The organism is Huijunlia imazamoxiresistens (genome assembly GCF_037132455.1).
GTDB lineage: Bacteria > Bacteroidota > Bacteroidia > Chitinophagales > Chitinophagaceae > Flavisolibacter > Flavisolibacter imazamoxiresistens.
The window spans coordinates 99,061-123,676 of sequence record NZ_JBBBEI010000015.1 but is presented as its reverse complement, the minus strand read 5'-3'; the positions used below and the strand labels follow the sequence as shown (position 1 = coordinate 123,676).

14 protein-coding genes are annotated in these 24,616 nt (G+C 58.6%); 9 read left to right on the top strand and 5 right to left on the bottom strand.

Features of this window, described 5'->3' with window-relative positions:
* Positions 1–45: 45 nt before the first annotated feature.
* Together V9K67_RS17890 and V9K67_RS17885 are read right to left on the bottom strand one after the other, a co-directional pair.
* Positions 46–1,386: a polysaccharide lyase family 20 protein gene (locus V9K67_RS17890; protein WP_336724772.1), complete on the bottom strand. Its 1,341-nt coding sequence runs from the start codon at positions 1,384–1,386 to the stop codon at positions 46–48.
* A gap of 371 nt (positions 1,387–1,757) precedes the next feature.
* Entirely contained in the window at positions 1,758–3,569 is a 1,812-nt protein-coding gene (locus V9K67_RS17885) for a cytochrome c peroxidase (protein WP_336724770.1), read from the bottom strand.
* Positions 3,570–4,312: 743 nt separating this feature from the next.
* On the opposite strand from V9K67_RS17885, the gene V9K67_RS17880 reads away from it, so the two are divergent.
* The 6 genes from V9K67_RS17880 to V9K67_RS17855 all read left to right on the top strand — a co-directional run bounded on the left by V9K67_RS17880 (position 4,313) and on the right by V9K67_RS17855 (position 17,179).
* Positions 4,313–7,390 carry a SusC/RagA family TonB-linked outer membrane protein gene (locus tag V9K67_RS17880; RefSeq protein WP_336724768.1) on the top strand — a complete coding sequence of 1,026 codons (3,078 nt, stop codon included), beginning with the start codon at positions 4,313–4,315 and terminating at the stop codon, positions 7,388–7,390.
* Positions 7,391–7,435: 45 nt separating this feature from the next.
* Positions 7,436–8,938: a RagB/SusD family nutrient uptake outer membrane protein gene (locus V9K67_RS17875; RefSeq protein ID WP_336724766.1), complete on the top strand. Its 1,503-nt coding sequence runs from the start codon at positions 7,436–7,438 to the stop codon at positions 8,936–8,938.
* A 67-nt stretch (positions 8,939–9,005) separates the two neighbouring features.
* Positions 9,006–11,306: a sulfatase-like hydrolase/transferase gene (locus tag V9K67_RS17870; protein ID WP_336724764.1), complete on the top strand. Its 2,301-nt coding sequence runs from the start codon at positions 9,006–9,008 to the stop codon at positions 11,304–11,306.
* Between the two features lie 129 nt (positions 11,307–11,435).
* On the top strand, positions 11,436–13,772 hold the full coding sequence (locus V9K67_RS17865) for an arylsulfatase (protein ID WP_336724761.1): 2,337 nt from the start codon (positions 11,436–11,438) through the stop codon (positions 13,770–13,772).
* Positions 13,773–13,814: 42 nt separating this feature from the next.
* The gene (locus V9K67_RS17860) at positions 13,815–16,127 is read left to right on the top strand and encodes an arylsulfatase (RefSeq protein ID WP_336724758.1); all 2,313 of its coding nucleotides are present in this window, start codon (positions 13,815–13,817) and stop codon (positions 16,125–16,127) included.
* Between the two features lie 140 nt (positions 16,128–16,267).
* A complete protein-coding gene (locus V9K67_RS17855) occupies positions 16,268–17,179 on the top strand; it encodes a VOC family protein (RefSeq protein ID WP_336724756.1) in 912 nt (303 codons plus the stop codon).
* A 296-nt stretch (positions 17,180–17,475) separates the two neighbouring features.
* On the opposite strand, the gene V9K67_RS17850 is transcribed toward V9K67_RS17855, so the two are convergent.
* Together V9K67_RS17850 and V9K67_RS17845 are read right to left on the bottom strand one after the other, a co-directional pair.
* Positions 17,476–19,281: a sulfatase-like hydrolase/transferase gene (locus V9K67_RS17850; protein WP_336724753.1), complete on the bottom strand. Its 1,806-nt coding sequence runs from the start codon at positions 19,279–19,281 to the stop codon at positions 17,476–17,478.
* Positions 19,282–19,336: 55 nt separating this feature from the next.
* Positions 19,337–20,725 (bottom strand): sulfatase family protein, encoded by a 1,389-nt coding sequence (locus V9K67_RS17845; RefSeq protein WP_336724750.1) that lies wholly within the window; start codon positions 20,723–20,725, stop codon positions 19,337–19,339.
* Between the two features lie 241 nt (positions 20,726–20,966).
* Between V9K67_RS17845 and V9K67_RS17840 the strand changes: the two genes are divergently transcribed.
* A complete protein-coding gene (locus V9K67_RS17840; protein ID WP_336724748.1) occupies positions 20,967–21,548 on the top strand; it encodes a hypothetical protein in 582 nt (193 codons plus the stop codon).
* Between the two features lie 72 nt (positions 21,549–21,620).
* Here the strand turns inward: V9K67_RS17840 and V9K67_RS17835 are convergent, their stop codons facing one another.
* Complete coding sequence (locus V9K67_RS17835; protein WP_336724745.1) at positions 21,621–22,205, bottom strand: PhnA domain-containing protein; 585 nt, start codon at positions 22,203–22,205, stop codon at positions 21,621–21,623.
* Between the two features lie 142 nt (positions 22,206–22,347).
* On the opposite strand from V9K67_RS17835, the gene V9K67_RS17830 reads away from it, so the two are divergent.
* Entirely contained in the window at positions 22,348–22,914 is a 567-nt protein-coding gene (locus tag V9K67_RS17830) for an RNA polymerase sigma-70 factor (RefSeq protein WP_336724742.1), read from the top strand.
* Positions 22,915–23,287: 373 nt separating this feature from the next.
* Positions 23,288–24,472 (top strand): FecR domain-containing protein, encoded by a 1,185-nt coding sequence (locus tag V9K67_RS17825; RefSeq protein ID WP_336724740.1) that lies wholly within the window; start codon positions 23,288–23,290, stop codon positions 24,470–24,472.
* Positions 24,473–24,616: the final 144 nt, after the last annotated feature.

The window sequence follows — 24,616 nt, the reverse complement described above, 5'->3', positions numbered from 1 at the left end:
AAAGATTGATAAGAGGGGTTGCCGCCGCAGCGGCAACCCGTGCGGTTATTTTTCGATGGAGAAGCTGATTTTGTATTCCGCTCCCAGGGCAGCGCCCGGCTGCGCCAGGGTGCCCCCAAAGGCGGCGGCTTTCAGGCTGTACCGGCCGGTTTTGGCCGTCCAGCTTTTATAGTTGCCCGCCACATCGCCAAAGAGGGCATAGGGCGCCTGGTCGTCGGCAGTGCTCTGGCTGGCGGCCCCGGTCAGGTCCATCTTCACCAGGGCGGCGGTGCCGTCGGCGAGGTTGGCGCGTACGTTGAACTTCCGGCCATTCAGCTTTTTCAGGCTGAGCTTTGCGCCCTCGGCCAGGGTCATGACGTCTTTTTCATTGGCGGAATTCACCAGCGTAAAGCTTACGACCTTTTGCCCGGAAGCGGGAGGGTTCGTTGGCGTTGTCGGCGTGGTGGGGGTGGTGCCGGTGGTGTCGGTAACCGGCGGAGGCGTTACCGGAACGTTGCCCGACAGCATCGAGGCCAGCGTGGCGGAGGGGCCGCCCACCCGCACGTTGTCGAAATACAGGACGCGGGAGCTGCGGGAAGAGGAACCGTTCAGGAACGACGCCTTGTACAGGCCGATCTTCCATTTGGGAATGATCAGGTGCATGTTGCGGCCGCTGATGGTGTGGATCTTTTTGCCGTCGCGCCATACTTCGATCAAGCCATCCGAACCGGTGGAATGAATGAAGTGGAAGACGAACTCGTGCCATTGGTCCTTGGGGATTTTGACAAAGTCGGAAATGCCGCCTGCATTTCCGCCCTGGCTTTCCGCCCCGAACAGGTCGTATTTCTTCAGCGAGGTGGAGCCGGAGGGCGGGGTCACTTCCAAGAACGCCTTGTCGCTCTGGCAGCGCAGGGTGGTTTCGTCGGAGCCGTCCTCGAACCACTGGTTGATGCAGTCGCGGGTATCATCCGGCTCAAAGCCCACGGAAGGAAAATAGACGGCGAAGGAGTACCAGGCCTCCTTGCTGAAGCCGGGCCACTCGGAACCGCGGATGACGGTCACCTCGGAACGGATCCTGTGGGAGGAGCCTACCAGCGGCTGGTTCTTGCGGATTTCAAAGCGTACGGATTTGTTGCCGGCAAAGGCCAGGGACGGAAAGGAATAGGTCCAGTCGAGGCCGCAGTTTTCAATGCTGTTGGCATTGGCGAAGGGGTGGGCGCTTTCCATGGTTTCATCGATAAAAAGTCCCCCGCCGGATGCGGCTGCGGCGGCCGCAACGGTATTGGATGCATCTAAGGTAGCGGATGGCTGCACCTCTTTTTTGGAGCAGGCAAACAGGGAAGTGGCTACGAGTACGGAAGAGAGCATACCCTTTCCGGAAGAAAGGAAGTTTCTAGTGATTTTCATGAGGTTGGTAGTTGATCGTTATTTGAAAATGGAGAATGAAAAGGAGGGGTGCTTCGGGGTTTCGAAGGATCTGGACTTGCTGTTACAAAGCTACCGCGAAGCGGCGGCCGCTGCCCTAATTATCGGTGAACGGGCGATTGTCGGGGGTCAATTCCCGGATTTTGCAGACAGAGCAGGATGGTGGAATAGTTGTTTTGAAATTGTGAGTGATATGATTGCATAATAAATTGAAAATCAGATTTGTATAAAGTAAAATATGAAGAAATTCTGAAGCAAAAAAGGTCGGTCCCGGCCGCGGTTTTCCACTGCCCGGAGCAGGAGATTCCGGGCCGTGAACGGTTGTATAACGGTAGGGGACAGCCGCAGTGTTATCAGTGTTGGTAGGAGGTGTCGGTGAGGGTTTTCAAAAAAGCCACGAGCGCCTGTTTTTCCAGGGCCGACAGGTGGAGCGGGCTGCGGGGCAATGTCTGGTTGTCCACCTTCAGTCCCAGGCCGGCACCGCCGCCGCGGTTATAAAAATCCACCACTTCTTCCAGCGTGCGGTACACCCCGTTGTGCATGTAGGGGGCCGTCAGTGCGATGTTGCGCAGGGTGGGGGTTTTAAAGGCATGCCGCTGCAGCTCGGCCCCGAACACGTTGAATCTGCCCTCGTCGGCGTCCAGCCGCGGATGCAGCGTGTCGGGGGTGGCGGGCACACCCAGCACTTCCACTTCCGACTTGTCGCTGGAGGGCGGCGTCGAGCCGTTGAACAGGGGCATGAAATGGCAGGTGGCGCATTTGGCTTTTCCGGCAAAAAGGTTGAATCCTTCGATCTCCTGTGGGTTCAGGGCGGAGCGGTCGCCCCGCATGTACTGGTCGAACCGGGAGTCCAGCGCGTTCAGTGAGCGGAGGTAGGAGGCGATCGCATTGGAGAGGCTGTATTCGGTGACCGTATCGCCGTAGGCGGTTTGGAATTGCTGCCGGTATACTTCGTTTTTATTCAGAAAGCGCACTGCTTTTTCCAGCGAGCCGTCCATTTCGTCCTTATTGGTGATCACCGCCTGGATCTGGTCTTCGAGGAAGGACACGCGGTTGTCCCAGAAGAAGTTGGGCTGCAGCGATGCGTTGACCAGGGTGGGGGCGTTGCGCTTGCCGCTTTTGCCGTGCACCGACAGGCTGGTAGCGAGGCCATCGGTAAAAGCCTTTTGCGGCTGGTGGCAGGTGGCGCAGCTCCGGCGGCCGTCGCCGGACAGGCCGCCTTCAAAAAACAGCTGTTTCCCCAGGGCGCTCTTTTCCGGCGTAGTGCCGGCGGAGAGGTCGGGAACAAAATAATCCGGGTTGATGGCCCCGCTGGCAAAGAGGGTGGTGGCGCCGGTGCGGATCACGCGGGGCTCCTGCAGCACCGGCAACTGCAACTGCTGCTGTGCCAGCAACAGTTGCTCCGAAAGCGGGTTGAGGAAGTCGGTCAGGAACTGCAGGCGGTTGAAGCGGTCGAAGGAGCCGCCCAGGCGTTGCTGCGCCTGGCGGAACAGGGTTTGCAGCCGCTCGTCCAGCCGGGGGTTGGCTTCCCGAACGGCGGAGGCATAGCAGGAATACGCTTTTTGCAGGGCCTCCAGGCTGGCGGCCGCTTCCGGCAGGCTGTTCAGGGCCACCGGCGAATCAAAGCCGGTAATGCCCAGCGAAACCAGGCGGAAGACTTCCAGGCGCAGGGCGTCGAACACCTGGGCGCCGGTGGTCTGCAGGGTAGTGGCATTGTCCTGGAGGCGGGTGGTGGTGCGTTGCAGCAGGCGGCATTGTGCCAGCACGGCGGCAGTAGCCACCTTGCCCCTGGCGGGAAAGAGGAGCTCTTCGATCACCTGGAAGCCCTGCGGGTCTTTGACCCGGGCGCCGGCTTCGGGTTCTATTTCGGGGAGGTTGGGGCCGTTGATGGCCCGGGCGGTCAGTGCGTCGAAATATTCGGCCAGCCATTCCGTCTTTTTATAAGCGTGCCGGGCCTTGTGAAATTGCTGCCGCAGCTGCGCATCGGGGGCGCCGGCCTGCACCAGGCGCGTCAGTGCGGCCACTTCCGCGGTCAACCGGTTGAGGTCGCTGCGGTATTGCTGCGTCACCAGTTGTTCCGCGTCCGGTTGGGAATGGTTCTCGAAGCCGGCCAGCGCCAGGGCGCCGGACAGCCACAGGATAATAATCCAGGACACTTTTTTCATCGGGGACAGGTGTTTAACGGTTAGGTTGCTCTGGCCTGAAGGCTCCCGGGACACATTTTTGTCCCCCAAAAGGAAGCCGGCAGGCGCTATAGGTTTAGCCCATCTAAATGGTTCAGTTACAAACTTATAACTACTTTCTGCAGAAATTTTGGAGTTCCGAGCTGAGCAAAAACTTTTCTTTTTTACCCCGCTTGCTTGCCGGGCGCTGCAAAAAACCGGGGCGAAAACTTTGTTATGTGCCCGGAATGCTTTTATATTTGTCTACCAAAATAGTAGACTTTGTCTTGCCTGTGTTCTTGAAGAGTACTGTTAACCGCCAGCACTGCTCCAGGTTTCACCCCATAAAATCTAATGTAATGTCTTTATCGGTGTCGTTTACAAAGGTCCTCCTGGCGGAAGTGGTTTCTGTTTGTTCCCTGTCTTATTCCTGTTGTTGCTAGTTCCGGCAACGCCCATCCACTGAACCTGTAAAGGATTCCTGTTCCCTTTCCTGTATACGGGCCGGGCCCTGTTTGCCATGCCTCCTGGTCCCTGTTTTTCCATGTTCGTAATCCATCTTATGCTGATACATCTAACGCTAAGGAATAGCCGTGCAGATCCATGAAGTGACCCCATACCTGCCGAAAAAGAAAAAGGCCGGAACTGTTGCAGCAGCGCCGGCCCGATAACAAGGCTTGTGAATCGCCGGCCAACGACGCAAATCGCTGGTCCGCACCTTATTATGCACTATCAACACGAAAATAATGAAAAAAAACCTATGGCTCGGGATCGGTGCGTTCCTGTTCTCCCCGATCGTTTTGCGGGCGCAAACCGCCACGGAGCCGATCATCAACGCCACCCTCGAAGGCAAGATCGTAGAAAACAAAACCCTGGTCCCCCTGGAAGGGTCCACCATCCAGATCAAGGGCACCACCCACAAGACGTCCACCGACAACAAAGGGAAATTTTATTTCCGGACCGGCCAGAAGCTGCCCTTTACCCTGATCGTCACCCACGTGGGTTTTGAGCCCCTGGAATTGACCGTCAATACCCCTTTTATCGAGATCCCCTTGCGGACCGAGTCGAAAGGCCTGGACGAGGTGGTGGTGACCGGCTACGGCTCGCAGAAACGCAAGGATTTTACCGGTTCGGTGGCCTCCGTTTCGGCCGACGCGGTGAAGTCGACCCCCATCAGCTCGTTTGAAAACATTTTGCAGGGCCGGGCCGCCGGCGTGCAGGTGACGCAAACCTCGGGGCAGCCCGGCGCGGCGGTGAGCATCCGCATCCGTGGCGGCAACTCCCTGAACGGCGGCAACGAGCCCCTGTACGTGATCGACGGTTTTCCGGTCTATAACGACAACGCTGATGCCAATGCCGGCGCCATCAGCGGCGCCAGCATCAACGCCCTCTCCAGCCTCAACCCCAGCGACATCGAGTCGATCGACATTTTAAAGGACGCTTCGGCCACCTCCATCTACGGCTCCCGGGGCGCCAACGGCGTGATCCTGATCACCACCAAAAGGGGAAAGGCCGGCCAGAACACCATCAGCTACGACGGCTACTACGGCCAGCAGCAGGTAGGCAAAAAGATCCCCCTGCTGACGCCGCAGCAGTTTGCCCAACTGAAGAACGATGCGGTGGCTACCTCCAACGAAGTGGTACGGGTGTCCGGTTCGGGTACTATCCGGGCGCTGCCCTTTACGCAGGCGCAGATCGACAGCCTGGGCGGCATCAACCGCAACTGGGAAGACGCGGCCTTCCGCGTGGCGCCGGTGCAGAACCACCAGTTGAACCTCTCGGGCGGCGACGAAAAGAACCGGTATTCCCTTTCCGGCAGCTACTTCAACCAGGGCGGCATCCTGGTGGGTTCCGACTTCCAGCGCTATTCGGCCCGCCTGAACTTCGAGCGGAAATTCAGCAACAAGTTCAAAGTAGCGGAGTCCCTGACGGCCAGCGAAACAAAGGCCCACGAAGCGCCCACCGGCATCGTCAACACCATCCTGGCCATGCGCCCCGACTTTCCCATCTACAACGACGACGGCAGCTTTACGCTGAAGCAGCCGGGCGAGTCGGCCCTGGGCAACCCCATCGCCACCCTGTACCAACAGATCAACCTGACCAGGACCTTCCGCCTGCTGGGCAACGTCTATGGCGAGTACAAGTTCGTGGAGGGCCTGACCGGCAAGGTGAGCCTGGGTGTGGATAAGATCGTGAACAACCAGTACCGCTACCTGCCCGCCACCCTCAACGAAGGCATCGGCCTGAACGGCGTGGCCTACCAGGGCAACAAAAATGTGGGCACCTGGCTGAACGAAAACACCCTCAACTACGTCAAACGCTTCGGCGACCATTCGGTGGACGTGCTGACCGGCTTCACCCAGCAGCAGTACAACGGCAAAGCCTTTGTGGCGTCGGCGGCCAACTTCTCCATCGACAACAACACCTACAACGACCTGGGTAGCGGCACGACGTTGCAGTCGCCCTCCTCCACCTCGGTGCAGTGGGCCCTGAAATCCTTCCTGGGACGCCTCAATTACAACTACAAGGAAAAATACTATTTCACCCTCACCAACCGGGCCGACGGCTCTTCGCGCTTTGGCAAGAACAAAAAGTGGGGCGTGTTCCCTTCGGCGGCCGTTTCCTGGACGGTGAGCAAAGAGGAGTTTTTGAAAAACTATGCGTTCATCAACACGCTGAAGCTGCGCCTGAGCGCCGGCAGGACCGGCAACCAGGAGATCGGCGTGTACCAGTCGCTGCCCCGCGAAGCCTACTACAGCTATATTTTAGGCAATACCCTGGTGGCCGGCTATGCCCCCGCCAGCATCGCCAACCCCGACCTGGGATGGGAAACCACCACCCAGTATGATGCCGGCCTGGACCTGGCGCTTTTCCAGAACCGCGTCAACCTGAACATCGACGCCTACTACAAAAAGACCACCGACCTGCTGCTGAACGTGAGCATCCCCGCCACCTCGGGCCAGCTGACCGCCCTGCAGAACTATGGCGCCATCCAGAACAAAGGGGTGGACATCACGCTGAGTACCGAGAACCTCACCGGCGATTTTACCTGGAATACCCAGGTGACGTATTCGCTGAACCGCAACAAGGTGCTGAGCCTCGGCGATGGCGTGCCCTACATTCTTTCCGATCCCTTCATCGCCCAGGTGGGCCTCCCGGTAGGTTCGTTCTACGTGCTGAAGACCGACGGCCTGTTCCAGGAAAAAGACGACATCGCCAAACTGCCGAAGAACAAGTCCGTGACCCTGCCCGGGTATCAGAAGTACGTGGACGTGGACGGCGACGGCACCATCACGCAGGCCGGCGACCGCGTGATCGTGGGCAGCTCGCAGCCCAAATTCATCGGCGGCATTTCCAACAACTTTTCCTACAAGTTCGTGGACCTCAGCTTCCTGCTGCAGGGATCGTACGGCAATAAACTGTACAACTATACCGGCAACTACCTGAACCTGGGAACCGGCTACACCAACGCCAGTACGAAGGTGCTGGACCGGTGGACGCCCACGAATACCAACACCACCATAAAAAGGGCCATCGAGGACCCGGCGCCGCTGCCCGCCGACATCTATATCGAGGACGGCTCGTACCTGCGCCTGAAGAACATCAGCCTGGGCTTTTCGCTGCCTTCCAACTATGCCCGTGCCCTGAAGCTGCGGGGGATCCGCCTGTACGTGTCGGCCCAGAACCTCCTGACCTGGACCAACTATACCGGCTTTGACCCCGAAGCCAGCCGCAACGAGCAAACCACGCTCACCCAGGGCTTTGACAATGCCGTTTACCCGATCAGCAAAACCTACCTGGCCGGCATCAGCATCAACCTGTAATAGGGGCTCCGCCCTGTTTTTTAAAACTGTAAATCATTGCACCTTATGCAGCTGAAGTATTTTTTTTATTCCTTGTTCACCGCTACCGTATTGGCTTCCTGCGTGAAGCTGACCGAAAAGCCCGATGCCTTCGTGTCGGCGGACGATTATTACAATACCAAGACCGACGCCCTGGCGGCCGTCAACTCCATCTACTATGCCCTGAACAGCCCCAACGGCACGCAGGTGCCCTACAACGTCCTGTTCGTGACCGGCATGGAGTTCATGACCGACGACATCAAGATGGGACCGGGGGCCACCAACCCCGACGTAAAGGCCCAGTCCACCCTCGACCACTCGGCCTCCACGCTGCGGGTGAAGGAGATCTGGCAAAAGCATTTCATCGCCATCAGCCGGGCCAACATTGCCATCGATAAAATCCCGAAAATCAAGGCGCAGACCACGGCCGATGCCGAGCTGCTGTCCCGCCTGGTGCTGGAAGCCAGGTTTTTGAGGGGCCTGTTTTATTTCAACCTGGTGCGCCTGTTCGGCGACGTGCCCCTGGTGCTGCACGAGACCACTTCCCTGGACAAGGAGCAGCTGAACCTGCGCCGCACCTCGGCCGACAGCATCTATGCCCAGGTGATCCAGGATTTTACCGAAGCGGAAAAGCTGCCCTGGCGCTACCTGCCCACCGAAGCCGATGCCGGCAGGGCCACCGGCGCCGCGGCCAAGGCCCTGCTGTCGCTGGTGTACCTCACCCGGTCCGACTGGCAGAAGGCGATCGACAAGTCCAATGAGATCATCAACCGCCCGGACCGCTATTACGACCTGTTTACCAACTATGCCGACGTCTTCAACAAGGCGGCCAAGAACGGCAAGGAGCATATTTTCTCGGCCCAGTTCAAGTCCAACGCCAACGGCCACGGCAACAACTTCGCCCTGCGCTGCGCCCCCCTGGGCATCAAGGGCATCAACGGCAACCTGGCCGACGAACCCACGGTGGACCTGATCAACGCCTTCCGCGACAGCGACAAGCGCAAGGCCGTGACGCTGGCCTCCAGCTATACCATCGGCACCACCACCTACAAGGTAGACCCGGCGCAGAACGACGGCCTGAGCTACGTGGTGAACAAGTATTTCGATCCCGAGCTGCCCGGCAACCTCAATGAATCGGGCATCAACGTGCCGATCATCCGCTACGCCGAGGTGTTGCTGATCAACGCCGAAGCCAACAACGAGCTGCACGGCCCCAACAGCGATGCGTACCAGAACTACAACCTCATCCGCAGCCGGGCCGGCCTGCCCACCTTTACCGGGCTGACGGCCAACCTGACGAAGGACCAGTTCCGCGACTCGCTCTACCGCGACCGGCGGCTGGAACTGACCTTCGAATACCACCGCTGGTTCGACCTGATCCGCGAGATCGACAAGGACGGCAACCGCATCATGGTCAAGACCCTGCGGGCCATCGGCAAGCCCAGCGCCAGCAACAAGCACCTGCTGTACCCCGTGCCCCAGGTAGAGCGGGACATCAACCCCCTCCTGACCCAAAACCCCGGCTGGTAAGGCCCGGCAATAAAATCAAAACCGGTTGCCTTTAGCTGTAATAAACCAACAAAAAGCCTCCTTTGCTATGAAACAACAAAAGCAGTATCGTTCGCTTCCCTATACACGGCATAAAATGGCCCTGGTGGGCCTTTCCCTGGCCGCGCTGACCGCTTCGGCCCAGCACGACCCTACGCCGCCCTTTGGCGGCAAGATCGCCAAAACCGCTGCCGAGACCCGCCAGTGGCTGCCCCAACGCAAAAAAGCCCCCGCAGGGGCGCCCAACATCGTCTACATCATCCTGGACGATGTGGGCTACGGCGCCACCTCCGCCTTTGGCGGCCTGATCGAAACCCCCAATATCGACCGGCTGGCGAATGCAGGCCTGCGGTATATCAACTTCCACACTACCGCGTATTGCGCCCCCACCCGGGCTTCCCTGCTCACGGGCCGTAACCCGCACTCGGTGCACTTCGGCTTTTTTGCCCACAACTCCTACAACGTGCCGGGCTACGACGGCTACCTGCCCTTTGAAAAGGCCACGGCCGCCGAGATCTTGCGCGAAAACGGCTACAACACCTTCGCGGTGGGCAAGTACCACCTGACCCACCCGGCCGATGCCACCCAGGCCGGTCCCTTCAACCGCTGGCCCACCGGCCGCGGCTTTGACCACTATTTTGGCTTCCCGCCGGAAGCCTGGGGTACCGACCAGTGGCACCCCACCCTGTACCGCGACACCCAGCGCGAGCCCGAGGACCCGCAGGGGCGCCACGTGACCGAGCTGCTGGCCAACGAAGCCATCCGCTATATCTCCGACCAGAAGGCCGCCGCCCCGGAAAAGCCCTTCTTCCTGTATTTCGCTCCCGGCGCCGCCCACTCCCCGCACCAGGTGGCGCAGCAGTGGATCGACAAGTACAAAGGCAAATTTGACCAAGGCTGGGACTGGTACCGCCAGGAAGTGCTCCAGCGCCAGAAGCAGCTGGGCGTGGTGCCCGCCAACACGCCGCTGCCGCCCCGCAACAATGGTGGCAAGGCCTGGGACCAGCTTTCCGCCGATGAAAAGAAGGTGTACCTGCGCCACATCGAGGTCTATGCCGGCTTCGTGTCGCAGACCGACCACGAGATCGGCCGCATCATCGACTTTATCGAAAAAACCGGCCAGCTCGATAATACCCTCATCGCCGTGCTGATCGGCGACAACGGCGCCGAAGGCGGTGCCCGTGAATACGGCCGTTTCCTGCCCGGCAGCCGCGACGAGGGGCGGGAAAAAACCCTGGCCAACGAAGTGAAAAACCTCGATAAGCTGGGCACCGAAGCCTCGCAGGCCCTGTACCCCGACGGCTGGGCCGCTGCCACCAATACGCCCTTCCGGTACTACAAAAGCTACGGCAACTTCGAGGGCGGCACCCACGACCCGCTGATCCTGTTTTATCCCAAAAAGATCAAGGACAAAGGCGCCATCCGCGACCAGTACTCCTACGTGAGCGACGTACTGCCTACCACCCTGGAGCTGGCAGGGGCGCAGGTGCCCTCCCTGATCAACGGCTATGCCCAGGAGCCCATCGAAGGGGTAAGCCTGGCTTATACCATCGATCCCAAAAACAAAAACCTGCCCGAACGCCACAACGTACAGTACCACGAGATGACCGGTTCCTATGCCGTTTATAAAGACGGCTGGAAGGCGTCGTTCCCGCACGACCGCACGAAGCGCATACCGGCAGAAGAGGAAAAGTGGCATTTGTACAACACCCGCGAGGACTTTAACGAAACGAACAACCTGGCCGCCCAAAACCCCGAAAAGGTGAAGGAGCTGGCCGAACTGTTCGAGGCCGAAGCCTGGAAGTACAATGCCTACCCGCTGAAGGACAACTGGCAGATTAACAACCCGAACATCTTTGGCGACGCCAGGCGCGTGGTGCTGCGCCCGGGCAACTATTTTACCAGCTTTACGAGTTTCCGCTTTTACAACAGCTCCTATTCCATCACCGCCTCCGCGGAGCTCCCCAAAGCCGGGGCGCAGGGCGTGTTGCTGGCCGTGGGCGGCAATCCCGGTGGCCTCAGCTTTTATGTAAAAGGCAAAAAGCTGGTGCTGGCCTACAGTGCCGAAGGAAGGCTGGTAGAAGTGGTGTCCTCCAGGCCGCTTCCCGCCGGCAAGGTGGAACTGCGCGCCGATGTCACCTACAGCCAGGAGGGGGACAACAAAGCCCTTGCCCTTTACATCAACGGCGAGCAGGTGGCGGCCAAAGACCTGGGTAAGTTCGGCACGGCCCGTCCCGGCGTGGAAGGCGTGGAAGTGGGAGAGGACCGGGGTACGTCGGTGACGCCGGCCTACAAAGCGCCTTTTGCCTTTACCGGCAAGATCAACGAGGTAGTGATTGAAACAAAATAAAACAGTTTACCATGCTCTTCTTAGCAGCCTGGCTTTATTACGCCTACAAGCGCCGCTACAAAGGCGCACAAAGCCCCGGCCCATTATAGGCCCTTTCCTCCATACCAATCAAACCAACCATTATTAGGCATGAAAAAACAAAAACGTTATCGCCCTTATCACCGCAAATGGTACGGCCTGGCGGTGGCGGGGCTGGCACTGGCCTCCCAGACCGCCTCGGCCCAGCACGACCCCCTTCAGCCCTACCAGGGAAAGATCGGCAAGACCTTCAAAGAGACGCAGCAATGGTGGCCCGAGCGCAAAAAGGCCAAAGCCGGCGCCCCCAACATCGTCTACATCGTCATCGACGATGCCGGCTACGGCTCCTCCAGCGCCTTCGGCGGCCTCATCCCGACGCCCACCCTCGACAGCCTGGCCAATAACGGCCTGCGCTACACGAACTTTTACACCACCGCCATCTGCTCGCCCACAAGGGCCTCCCTGCTCACCGGCCGCAACCAGCACTCGGTGCATATCGGCGAAAACCAGGGCGCCGGCACCCCCGGCTACGACCGCATCATCCCCTTCGAAAAAGGCTTTGCCAGCGAGATCCTCCGCGAGAACGGCTACAACACCTACGCCGTGGGCAAATGGCACCTGACGCCCCTCTACGACCAGACGCAGGCCGGGCCCTTCCACCGCTGGCCCACCGGCCGGGGCTTCGACCACTTCTACGGCTTCCTGCCCGCCGCCACCGACCAGTGGCACCCCCTGTTGTGGGAGGATAACTACAAGGTGGAAAAAGACGACCACGACCACCAGCCCTTCACCACCCTCATCACCGACAAGGCCATCCACTACGTGGCCGAACAAAAATCCATTGACCCCGACAAGCCCTTCTTCCTGTACTATGCACCCGGCGCCACCCATGCCCCCCACCACGTGCCGAAGGAATGGATCAACAAGTTCAAGGGGAAGTTCGACCAGGGGTGGGACCGCTACCGCGAAGAGGTGCTGGCCCGCCAGAAAAAGCTGGGCGTAGTGCCCGCCTACGTGCAGCTGCCGCCCACCACCTATGGCGTGGAAAAATGGGACGAGCTGTCTCCCGAAAAGAAAAAGCTCTATGCCCGCTACTTTGAAATTTACGCGGCGCAGTTCGCCCACCTCGACCACGAGATCGGCCGGCTGGTGACGTACCTGAACGACATCGAGCAGCTGGAGAACACCCTCATTTTCGTTTCTATCGGCGATAACGGCGCCAGCAAGGAAGGCAATACCGACGGTACCCCCGGCTTCGTGCTGGACCCCCAACTGAGCGAGGCGGAAAAGCTGAAACAAACCCTGGCGAAAATCGACCTGCTGGGCACCGAGTATTCCTCGCCCAACTACCCCCAGGGCTGGGCCCAGGCCACCAATACGCCCTTCCGCTATTTAAAGCAGGACGCCAATGCGGAAGGCGGCACGCACAACCCGCTGATCGTTTTCTGGCCGAAGGGGATCAAGGAAAAGGGCACCCTCCGCAAGCAGTTCGCCCATGTAAGCGACATCCTGCCCACCACCCTGGAGCTGGCCGGCGCCCGGGTGCCCGAGGCCATCAACGGCTATGCCCAGGAGCCGCTGGAAGGCACCAGCTTTGCCTATTCGCTGGGGCAGCCCGGTCAGCCCAGCCGCCACACGGTGCAATACTTCGAGATCAAGGGCTCCCGCGCCATTTACAAGGACGGCTGGAAGGCCGGCGCCTACCACGTGGGCGGCACCGGCTACGCCACCGACAAATGGGAATTGTTCAATTTGAACGAAGACTTTAACGAGCGTTTCGACCTGGCGGCCCAATACCCCCAAAAGCTGCAGGAGCTTAAAGACCTCTTTGACGCGGAAGCCTGGAAGTACAACGTGTACCCGCTGAAGGACCGTACCGAGACCCCCGCAGTGCAGGAGCCCGGACCCTTTGACGGCAGGGACCATATCGTGCTGTACGGGGGCATTTCGCAGGTGACGCAGGGCCCGAACCTGAACAACCGTTCGTTCAGCGTCACCGCCAACGTCGTCCTTCCTGCCGGCGGGGCCGAAGGCGTGCTGTTCTCCAACGGCGGGCATTTCGGGGGCATCAGCCTTTTTGTCCAGAACAAAAAGCTGCAGGTGGTGTACAACAACGGCTTTGAGCAGTATACCCTGGTCGCCGACAAACAGCCCCTGCCTACCGGCGCGGCACAGGTGAAGCTGGACTTCCAGCTGGAAAGCCCCGGAAAAGGCGGCCTGCTGTCGCTTTCCGTCAACGGCGCCCCTGCCGGCCAGACTACGGTGCGCAAACTGATCGGCCGGACGGCGGAAGGCATCTCGGTAGGAAAGGATATCCTGACGCCCGTCAGCCCGAAGTACCAGACGCCCTTTGCCTTTACCGGTACGGTCAAAAACATCACCATCGACATCGATGCCGGCGGCAGCCGGCAGGCTTCCCGGAACCGCCCCGCAGGCGGCGCCCGTTAGTACCGGGTAAAATATGTTACCCAAAACCTTTAATCCCTTCAGATGAAGCAACAAAAATCTACGCATAAAAGAACTGCAGCGCAGCTGGCGCTCTCCCTGCTGGTGCTGGGCGGCACTGCCCACCCGGTCTTTGCCCAGCACGATCCCGTGCAGCCCTACCAGGGGCAGATCAGCAAATCCTATAACGAAACCCGCCAGTGGTGGCCCGAACGCAAATCGGCGCCCGCAGGCGCCCCCAACGTGGTCTGGATCCTGCTGGACGACGTGGGCTTCGGCGCCGTCAGCACCTTCGGTGGTTTGATTCAAACCCCTACCTTCGACAGCCTGGCCAATAACGGCCTGCGCTATACGAACTTCCATACCACCTCCATCTGCTCGCCCACGCGGGCGGCCCTGATCACGGGGCGCAACTCCCATTCGGTGCACATGGGCCTTTTCCCCAACACGGGCGGCGGCACGCCGGGCTACGACGGCTACATGCCCTTTGAAAAAGCCACGGTGGCCGAGATTTTACGCGAGAACGGCTACAGCACCTTTGCCGTAGGCAAATGGCACCTGACGCCCACCTCCGACGCCACCCCCATCGGTCCCTTCAACCGCTGGCCCACCGGCCGGGGCTTTGACCATTACTACGGCTTCCTGGGCGGCGCCACCGACCAGTACTACCCGGTGGTGTGGCAGGATACCCGCAAAATATTGCCCGAGAAAGGAAAGACCTTCAATACCGTGATGGCGGACAAGGCCATCGGCTTTATCGCCGAACAAAAGTCGGCCAATCCCGAAAAGCCTTTCTTCCTGTACTTTACCCCCGGTGCCGGCCACGAGCCGCACCAGGTGGATCCTTCCTGGAGCAACCGCTACAAGGGTAAGTTCGACGGGGGCTGGGACCGCTACCGCGAGCAGGTGATCGAAAACCAGAAGCGGCTGGGCCTCATCCCCAAAGATGCCGTGCTGCCCGACCGCGGTCCGGGCGTAAAAGCCTGGGAAACCCTGTCCGCGGACGAGAAGAAGCTCTATGCCCGCCTGGTCGAAGTGTATGCCGGCTTCGTGTCGCAGATCGATTTCGAGATCGGAAGGGTGGTGAACTATCTGAAAGACATCAACCAGCTGGAAAACACCCTCATTTTCGTTTCCATCGGCGATAACGGCGCCAGCAAGGAAGGTACTTATGTAGGCCAGGTCAACCGCAACTACGACCCGAACCTGACGGAAGAACAGCGCCTGAAAAAGAACATCGAGCAGATCGACCTGATCGGGACGGAATATTCGCGGCCCAACTATCCTTTAGGCTGGGCGCAGGCCGCCAACACGCCCTTCAAGCACTGGAAGCAGGACGCCAATTCGGAGGGCGGCACCCACAACCCCCTGATCGTGTTCTGGCCCAAAGGCATCCGGGACAAGGGTTCCATCCGCCAGCAGTACGCCCACCTGATCGACATCCTGCCCACCACCATCGAGCTGGCCGGCGCCCGGGTGCCCACCGTCATCAACGGCTACCGGCAGGAGCCGATCGAAGGCACCAGCCTGGCCTATTCCATCAGCAATGCGGCGGCACCGGCGCGCCATACCGTGCAGCACTACGAAGTCATGGGCTCCCGCTCCATCTACAAGGACGGCTGGAAGGCCGGGTCGCTGCACGTCAAGGGGCAGGACTTTGACAAGGACAAATGGGAGCTATACAACCTAAATGAAGATTTCAACGAGCGCAACGACCTGGCCGCCAAACATCCCGAAAAGCTGAAAGAGCTGCAGGAGCTGTTCGAGGCCCAGGCCTGGAAATACAACGTCTTCCCGCTGAAGGACGGCACGGAAGGTTTGGCCTCTCCCTCCGTTTTCGACGGCCGCAACCGGATCGTCCTCTACCCGGGCATCGGGCAGATCTTCGAGGGATCGTCGCCGCGCCTGGGGTCGCGTTCCTTTGCTATTACTGCCGATGTGGAGATCCCTTCCAAACAAACCGAAGGCGTGCTGTTGTCGGTAGGCGGGCGCGCTGCGGGCATCAGCCTGTATGCCCAGAAGGGCAAGCTGTGGTTCGTGTACAACAACGGCAGCGAGAAAGTGTATGCCCAGTCGGGTGCTGCCGGCCTGCCGGCGGGCCACCACCAGCTGCGGGTGGAGTACGCCTATGAAGGCAGCGGGCTGGCACCCAAACAAAGCGTTCCGGGCACCGCCACCCTGTATATCGACGAGAACAAGGTGGGCGAAGTCAGCGTCAGCCGCAGCCTGACCGGCAATATCGGCCAGTACGAAAGCATCGAGCTGGGACGGGACGTGGTTACCGCCGTTACCGATAAATACAGCGTGCCTTATGCCTTTACCGGCAAGATCCGCAAGGTCACGATCGATTTGAAATAATACCGGCCTGGCCCCAGATTGGGGGAAATAAGGCCTGGTACGTGCAAACGTGCCGGGCCTTTTCCTTAAAGGCGTATGGCTTATATTTGGTAGGCAGGCCGGGAAACCGGCCCCATCACTCTATAAACCAGACGAAAGCTATGCAAAAGATCATCCCTCATTTATGGTTCGACAAGGAAGCCAAAGAAGCGGCCGCGTTTTATACATCCGTATTTCCCCAGTCGGCCATCACCGATACCTACGTGCTCCGCAACACACCTTCCGGCGATTGCGATGTGGTGTCGTTTAACCTTTGGGGTTATTCGTTCATGGCCATCAGCGCCGGGCCCCTGTTTACCTTCAACCCCTCCATTTCCTTCATGGTCAACTTCGATCCCTCGCAGGACCCCCAGGCAAAGGAGCGGATCGACACCATCTGGCACCAACTGTCCGGGGGCGGAAAAATATTGATGCCGATCGACACGTACCCCTTCAGCGAACGGTACGGCTGGGTGCAGGACAAGTACGGCCTTTCCTGGCAACTTATCCTCACCAATCCCCAGGGGGAGGAGCGGCCCCTGATCATCCCGTCGCTGCTGTTTACCGGCGAGGTGAGCGGGAAGGCCGAAGCGGCGCATGATTTTTACCTGTCCGTGTTCCGGAATGCGAAGAGCGGCGGCATCGTCCGTTATGGCAAGGAGCAGGCACCTGAAAAGGAAGGTACGGTGATGTTTACCTCTTTCCGGCTCGAAGGGCAGTGGTTCGCGGCCATGGATAGTGCCCGGCAGCATGGCTTCGGTTTCAATGAATCGGTTTCCTTTATCGTCAATTGTTCCGGCCAGCAGGAGATCGACCGCTTGTGGGAACAGCTGTCGGCCGTACCCGAGTCGGAGCAGTGCGGCTGGCTGAAGGACAAATTTGGTGTTTCATGGCAGATCGTGCCGGCGGCTTTCGAGAAGATGATGCGCAGCAGCACGCCCGAACAGATGGACCGCCTTTCCGGGGCTTTTATGGCCATGAAAAAGTTCGACCTGGCAAAGCTGGAAGCGGCTTACGAAGGAAAAGAAGGATAATGCATCCGCATAAAAAAGTAAAAGCCCGGAAATCCGGGCTTTTACTTTTTTATGCGGATTTCTTGTGCCGTAGGCACAACTGGTGGGTAGCAAAGGTTTGGTTGGTAGCCTCCGTTCCGTTAGGAACGGCTGGTAGGTTGCAATTACCAACCGTTCCTGACGGAACGGAGGCTTTCTGGTGGTGTTTCCTACCCACCAGTTGTGCCTACGGCACAAGGAGGCTGACAGCTGGACATGACTGGAAATTCAGAACAGGGTTTTTAGGTTTCAGGACGGCGCTGCTCTTTCTAAAGCAATTATTTAGTCAGCAGGTATTTGGCCAGGGAGACGTCGTAGGTAGGGGCCGACTTATCGGCAACGATACCCGAAAGCTGCTCCTTCAATACCGCAAGGTCAGGGGCGCTGACCGATTGCAGCACGTTGAGGGCCTGCACCCGGGCCATGTGGTTGGTGCTGTGCAGCGACGCCCGGAGCACTTCCAGTGCTTTTTCCTTTACGCCCAGCTTGTAGGCCGCTTCCGCCGCTGCAATGCGTACCGCAATGCTCTGGTCTTCCAGCAACGCCACTGTTTGCTTCTTTGCCGGCAGCGCTTTGCGGCCCAGGATGGTGATGCCGGTAGCCGCCCAGTAGCGCACCGTGGCGTCCCCATCGGCCAGCCTTGTCACCAACACCGGGAGCAGCCTGGATTCCCGGGAGGAAGCGATCTCGGCCGTCTCCAGCACCTTTTCCACAGGGTAGCTTTTCGATTGTGCATAATCGTAAGGAGCGGTGCTTTGGGAAATCTCTACGATCTGCGCTTCGGGGATCAGCCCGGCATCCCGGGTGTCCCTTAGCTGCCGGTGCAGTTGTTTGCGAAACCGTTCCAGGGTGGCCTGGTGCTCTTTTTTGCCGGCCAGGTTGTGGATATTATGCGGGTCGGCGAGCACGTCGTAGAGTTCCTCCACGGGTTTTTCCTTCCAGAAGGAGGACTGGGCCTCGTTCAGCGTTCCGGCCTTGTGCGCCCGTTCCCAGGATTGCATGGAGGCGGCATTCCACAAGTACGTGACGTGCTGTCCATAGATCTTGTGGGGATAAAAATTGCGTACGTAGCGGAAGCGCTTGTCCCGCAGCGACCGCACCTTGTCGTCACTCTCGTCCATCCGTCCGCGGAAGCTGAAGGCGTATTCATTTTCCGGGGGTGTGTTTTTTCCCAAAAAGGGTTTACCCTGCAGGTAGGCGGGGAGGCGCAGGCCGGCCAGGTGCAGCACCGAGGGGGCGAAGTCCACGAAGGTCACCAGCCGGTCGGACCGCGTGCCGGCAAGGCCCGGCGCCAGGTGCCGGTATTTTGGGGGCAGGCGTACGATCAGGGGCACATGCAGGCCCGACTCGAACATAAAGCGTTTGCTCCGGGGCAGCACGCCGCCGTTGTCGGCGAAGTAGAACACGATGGTGTTGTCGGCCAGGCCGGAGGCTTCCAGTTCCTGCAGCAGGGCGCCGGCCTGTTCGTCCATTTTCTGCACCTTGTCGTAGTACAGCGCCCAGTCGTGCTTCATTTCCGGGGTAGCGGGGTGGTAGGGCGGCAGCGGTGCTTTTTCGGGGTCGTGCTGGAGTTGGGGCTGGTTGCCGAAGATGTTGCTTTCGTGCGATACGAACAGGTTAAAGACGGCGAAGAAGGGCTGGCCCGGCTTGCGGTTTTTATAAGTAGCCGTATTGCTCGATTCGTCCCAGGCCTCCGCCTGGTCGGTGGTGTTGTAGTCTTTCTTGGAATTATTGGTGGTGTAATAGCCCGCTTCCCGCAGGTACTTTGGAAAGAACTTTACAAAGGAAGGGGAGGGGTAGGTGCTTCTCATGTTCTCGGTGCCCAGCGAGGTGGGCAGCATGCCGGTAATGAGGGTGCAGCGCGAAGGAGCGCAAACGGGGGCCGTGGAAAAGGCGTTCTGGAACAGGATGCCCTGGGTGGCCAGCCGGTCCAGGTTCGGCGTGGTCGCATACGGGTCGCCGTAACAGCCCAGGAAGGTACTGTTGTCTTCGCTGACGATCCAGAGGATGTTGGGTTGGTCGTCCTGGGCCTTTACCTGCTGATAAAAGCCCAGGATCACCAGTAAGGTGATAATTTTTTTCATGGTATCGATAAATTAAAAGGTTGTTTTTTCAGGTGGGTTCTTTGGGGTTATAGGGCTATTCGCCTTGCTCATTCGCTCCCGCCTGCAGTTCGTATCCCGGGCGGATTTTTTTAGGCTGGCCGGGGTCGCCGGGTTTCCAGGAGGGCAGTTTGGCAAATTCCTCGGTAAAGCGTTTACGAACGGTTTCTGCTGCCGTGGAACCCTTTCCCAAGGCAATGGGGTGTTGCTCTTCGTAGTCCTGCTCCAGGTCGTAGAAGCGCCCGTCCTGGTACAGTTTATAGCGATGGTCGCGGAAGAAGCGGGCCGCCTGCTGGTTGACGCCGGCGGAATGCAGGGGATTGTAATGGCTAAACACCCATTGGCGGGGCGTGCCTTTTTCCCCCTTGATCTGCGGAAAGATGCTGTGCCCGTCCGTCTGCCATTCCCGGGGAACTTTTTTGTGAACGACATCGGCGATGGTGGGCAGGATATCGGTAAAGTCCACGAGGTCGTCCGTTACGTGTTTTCGATAGCGCCCGCTGCCCCAGTTGACGATCAGGGGCACATGGTGCCCGCGGTCGATGGTCAGGCCTTTTCCGCCGCGCACCTGGCTGCCGTCCTTCATGGGCGTCACCACCGGCCGGCCGGTGCCGTTATCGCCGGTAAACACGAGGATGGTATTTTCATAGAGGCCCAGTTCTTTTAAGCGGGCGACGATTTTGCCCACGTTCTTATCGCAGTAGGCTACCATATCGCGGAAGTTCAGCGTATCGTTTTTATGCCGTGCTGCCGGCTGTCCGTTCCAGCTTTTGCTGTCCGGGGTCGGCAGGAAGGGCGCATGCACCAGGGCCATGGGGTAGTATGCCAGGAATTGGTTGTCTTTGTTTTTCGTGATAAAGTCCAGCAGGAAATTCACAAAGATGTCCGGGCCGTAATCATCATCCGTGGAGTTGACCACTTCGCCGTCCCGTTCGATCAGGGGGCGGGCGTAGCGTTCGCCCTTGCTTTTGCCGTAAGTAAGCTGCCACAGGCAGTATTGGTCAAAGCCGAAGAGACCCGGCAGCTTGTTGTTGGCGCCCAGCTGCCATTTACCGGCGATGGCGGTCTTGTAGCCGGCCTCCCGGGCCAGGTGGGCAAAGGTTTTCTGATAAGGGTCCAGGTAGCCGAACTCCACGTAGTTTTTATAGTTGTACTGGCCGGTCATGATCTGGACGCGGGTAGGAGTACAGAGGGGTTGGGAGAAGCCGTAGTTGAATTTCAGTCCTTCGCGGGCCAGCTGGTCGAGGTGGGGCGTGGGATACGTGCCGCCGTACGTGCCCAGGCACTCCCGGCCCATGTCATCGGCCAGGATCAGGATAATATTCGGCCGGTCATCCGACTGCTTGTTTTTTGTTTGGGCCAGGAGTGCCTGGGACAGGATCATTGCCCCTGCAAGGAGCAGGGCAAGCGTTGCTTTTGGAAACATGGTAAAAGGATTAGGTAACAATCATCCTCTGCGAACTGGTCACGTAACTTACGGGGCGGTCGGAAGGGAGTGCCGGCACCAGGAGGCTTCCTGGCTTGCAGAAAAAGTACCCGTTTCGGGCGGCCCAAATATAGAAGGAATTTTTTACTCTATAAAATTTGTAGACTAAGGTGGCGGAACCGGCCGGCAATAAAGTTCAGGGGTGGCCGTTAGTGGGTTTATTCACCAAACCTGCTTTCATATGAAAAAGATGCTAACTGCCCTCATCTTCCTTACCTGCTCCCTTTATGGCCAAACACAAAACATCCAGGGCCGGTATTTCGCAACCCAATCCATTGATCACCGGATCGACACCATGGGTTGGGTAGAATATTATCCTTCCAGGTACCTGCTGAAGCACGAGTGGTTCTTTAATGTGTCGGTGACCATAAAGGATAACCAGATCTTCGTGGTAAAGCAGGCGGTTACCCGGGATAGCCTGGGAAATAAGCTTTATTCCGACCCCAGCGTCAATGCGTACCGGTATGCCGGTTATTTAAAAAAGGTCGACGGCTGGTATGTGACGCACATACAGCTCACCAACAGTCCTGCCTTGTTTCCCTACGTGGCCGGGACGTCTGCCTGGGACGAAAGGAGACCTAATGAACAGGCACTCACGCCCATAAAAAGGAGGGACCAGTTTGGGCACAGGCTTCATGCGTACCGGGACGGCAAGTATACCGTCTGGCAGGAAATGCTCGGGCAGGACCTGATCCTTCGTCCCGATGCGGAAGGTGTTTGGATCAATAATGCCTTCTACCGAAAAGTAAAGGACGGCCGTTAGCACCTGCCCGGCCCTGATGCCTGCCCGGCAGATGCGCCTGGTTATATACGCGTTCTTTTCCTGGGCCTGTTATTAACTTCCCTGTTTTCTAACGTATTTGGTAAGAATGATAATGGCCTGGCCTTCGATCTTTGCTTCGATCTGTTCGGTATTGTCCGCTACCAGCCGGATGTTTTTGACCACCGTTCCCAGCCTGACATTGAGGGTGGAGCCTTTCACATCCAGCGATTTGGTGAGGATGACCGTATCGCCCTGCTGCAGCACGGTGCCGTTGGCATCTCGGTGCAGGTCCACGCTGCCGTCCTGTTCGTGGTCGCCGGTGGCTTTGGCCCAGGCCAGCTTTTCGTCGTCGAGGTAGAGCAGATCGAGGTTGTCGGCCGCCCAGCTTTCGTGGCGCAGCCGGTTCAGCATGCGCCAGGCCACCACCTGTACTCCCGGCACTTCGCTCCACATGGTATCGGATAAAACCTTCCAGTGGTTGCTGTCCAGTTCTTCTTTCTTCTCTACCTGGGCCCGGCATTTGGCGCAGAGCAGGATGCAGTTGTCTTCGTTCCGGCGGTCCTGGGGGAGTACTTCAAAAAGCTGTAGATCGTCGGCGGAGCCGCAAAGCTCGCATTGGTTGCCGCTTCTTTGGGCCAGCAGTTCTTCCAGTTTCATTATTGTGCGATTAAGGCGGCGAATTTAGGCAGATACCCGTAAACCGGCCTGTCTTCCCGTACTTCATTTCCCTGCCGGTAAAATATTCCCATAATTTGATACTTTCGGGCCTCGGTTACTTTACTAAACAGGTCCCGTTTTCTTGTTGTCTCCTGATTCGCCATATCATAACGACCCCGAACTGCTTGCCGCTCTTTCCCAGGGAAATGAAGACGCATTGGTATTTATTTACCGGAAATACTGGGAACGCCTGTTCCTGTCCGCATTTAATGTATTAAAGGACAAGGAAGCCTGCGAGGACATCGTTCAGGAGATCTTTATCCAGCTGTGGCAGAAACGCGACCGCCTCACCATCACCGTTTCCCTTTCGGCTTACCTGTTTACGGCCACCCGCTACCAGGTCTTCCATGCCCTGAAGAAAGGGGCCGGGCGGCAGGAGTTGTTCGAGGGGCTGGAAGAACGCCTGACCACCGATGCGCCGGACGTGCCCCTGTATGTCAAGGATATCCAGGCCCGGGTGCATGCGGCGGTGGAAAACCTGCCCGAGAAATGCCGGAATATTTACCAGTTAAGCCGCGAACAGCATCTTTCTTATAAAGAAATCGCCGACCGGCTCCAGGTTTCCCCCAAAACCGTGGAAAACCAGATGACCATTGCTTTGAAAAAACTCCGCGAAGCCCTGGGCGATCTGTTGTTCTTCCTGGTTTGAGGGCGGCGGGGAGGGACTCATTGAAGGTCGTTCGTCCCGTCAGGGACGTTTGGTGGGTAGAAAAAGTTAGTTCGAGGGTCTCCGTCCCGCTAGGGACGGCTGGTAATTGCAGCCTACCAGCCGTTCCAAAAGGAACGGAGGCTTCTGTTGTTACTTTTCTACCTACCAGTTGTGCCTAGCGGCACAAGGTATCCCCCTGCTGAAAATCACTCCATGTCATCGCTATATTTTTTCCCGCCGAAGGCACGGGTTCGTTACTCAGAATGACCGCCTGAAGGTTGCCCCATCCCTGAATTTTTCCCTTTCCTAAAAAATATTTTGCAGTCTTTTGGGGGATACCCTGTTTTTTGAACACTTATTAGAAAACCCCACCGTGACGAAACAGGAATTCTTGGTGCTGATCGATAAATACCTGACGGGCACCGCCAGCGAAGAGGAAATGGACCTGCTCAGCCGGTATTACAACAGCTTCCAGGAACACCGCCAATGGAACGAAGCCGAACTGGGCCCGAAGGCCGGTATGGAACAACAACTGCTGGACCGGATCCGGCAGCAAATAAACGAAGCGGAGCCCGCCCGGGTGATTCCCTTTCGCGAACAGCAGCCGGAACAAAAAGCAAAAAGGTTTCCATGGAGGAAAATGGCGGCGGCCGCGGCGGTGATCGGGCTGCTCCTGCTGGGCGCCTATGCCTGGTGGCACCGGGAAGGACAGGAAAACCGGGAAGCCATGAAGGTAGACCGGCCCCTGCAAAAAGATATCCTCCCCGGCGGTGACAAGGCCGTCCTCACCCTGGCCGATGGTTCGGCCATCGTGCTCGACCAGGCGCAGAACGGCGCCCTTTCCCGCCAGGGCGGCACCAGCGTGGTGAAAACAGGAGGGAAGCTGGCCTATGTGCCGGGAGCACCGGCAGCGCTAGAAGTGCTGTACAACACCCTGACCACGCCCCGGGGCGGCCAGTACCAGGTGCAGCTTCCCGACGGCAGCCTGGTATGGCTGAACGCCGCCTCCTCCCTGCATTTTCCCACCGCCTTTGGCGGGAAGGAGCGACGGGTGGAAATTACCGGCGAGGCCTATTTCGAAGTGGCGAAGGACCGGTCAAAACCGTTTGTTGTAGCGGTGAACGGGGCGGAGGTGCAGGTGCTGGGCACGCACTTCAACGTGATGGCGTATACCGACGAAGGGGCCCTGAAAACCACGCTGCTGGAAGGCTCCGTCCGCTTTTCGGGCGCCGGCCAGACCCGCTTGCTGGAGCCGGGGCAGCAATCACAACTGACAAAGACCGGCGCTGTGAACGTGGTCAGCGGCGTGGATACGGAAAGCGTGGTGGCCTGGCGCAAAGGCATGTTCCATTTCGATAATGCCGACATCGAAACGGTCATGCGGCAGCTGGCCCGCTGGTACAATGTGGAGGTGGTCTTTAAAAATCGAAGGGAATACGACCCGCTGCACGTCTCCATCCCGCGCAGTACCAGGCTGTCCAACGCCCTGAAGATGCTGGAGCTTTCCGGCAGCGCCCGCTTCCGCGTGGACGGCAACCGGATCGTGGTGCTGGACTAGCAGAACGGCATCCCCTTTGACCCAGTTTAATCTAAAAAACCCGCTGACGGAAGTCGGGGGTCGTAAATATGTGAGCGGCTGAAATGAAAACCGTCCCGCGGCCAGGCGGGACGGCAAATAATTCAGGCCGATCCAATAGTAAAC